The organism is Stenotrophomonas pictorum JCM 9942, from assembly GCF_001310775.1.
Taxonomy (GTDB): Bacteria; Pseudomonadota; Gammaproteobacteria; order Xanthomonadales; family Xanthomonadaceae; genus Stenotrophomonas; species Stenotrophomonas pictorum.
The window spans coordinates 1-789 of the sequence record NZ_BAZI01000714.1; the positions used below are offsets into that span (position 1 = coordinate 1).

At 69.5% G+C, this 789-nt stretch carries 1 protein-coding gene and 1 pseudogene; one reads left to right on the forward strand and one right to left on the reverse strand.

Going from position 1 to position 789, the window contains the following annotated elements:
* Positions 1 to 94: 94 nt before the first annotated feature.
* Complete coding sequence (locus JCM9942_RS17235) at positions 95 to 475, forward strand: SseB family protein (protein ID WP_054661031.1); 381 nt, start codon at positions 95 to 97, stop codon at positions 473 to 475.
* A gap of 7 nt (positions 476 to 482) precedes the next feature.
* Here the strand turns inward: JCM9942_RS17235 and JCM9942_RS17240 are convergent.
* A pseudogene (locus JCM9942_RS17240) lies at positions 483 to 789 on the reverse strand (substrate-binding domain-containing protein); the annotation flags it as partial.

Consider the following 789-nt stretch of genomic DNA (forward strand, 5'->3'; position numbering starts at 1 on the left):
CTGAGCCGCGGCGATGGAGGCCCCAGCCGCGAGGCAGGGGCTGCAGCGGCGGCGCCCGCTACAATCAGCGCCCCCCGCAATCCCGGCCTCCCGCATGAACGAGCTCCCCCCGCAGACCCCGATCGAAACGCTGTTGCGCACCGCGATGGACGGCAAGCTGCCGATCAAGGCGTTCATGCAGGCCTTCGTCGCCTCCGAGGTGGTGCTGCTGACCGGGAGCCTGGTCACCCCCGATGGCAGCGGCTTTGATCCGCTGCTGTTCGACAAGCAGGGCGTGCTGCATGTGGCGGTGTTCACCGACATGGCGCGGGTCGGCTATTTCCCGCAGCAGGCGCCGCACACCCTCCGCATGCTGATGCTCGAGGTGCTGCGGCGCGTGCCCGGCGGCTATGGCGTGGTGATCAACCCGGGCACGACGCTGGGCTTCGAGATCGCTCCGGCCGGCGTGCTGGAAATCCTGAAGGACTTCAGCTGAGTCCGCCGCGGGAGGATTCGCGCACCACCAGCTTGACAGGGATGTTGATGCCTTCCACCGGCTCGCGTGCGATCAGCCCCAGCAGCCGTTCCACCAGCAGCTGACCGGCCTGTTTGGTGTCCTGCTGCACGGTGGTCAACGCCGGCGACACCGAGGCGGCCAGCGGGATGTCGTCAAAACCGGTGACCCGCACGTCCTCGGGCACCCGCAGGCCGTGTTCACGCAGCGCCCGCAGCGCGCCGATGGCGATCAGGTCGCTGGCCGCGCAGACGCATCGAACGGCTGGCCGCGTGCCAGCAGGGGCCATGCCAGGG

Coding starts and splice junctions, on each gene's coding strand:
- JCM9942_RS17235 (WP_054661031.1), top strand. CDS start 95: ATGAACGAGCTCCCCCCGCAGACCCCGATCGAAACGCTGTTGCGCACC.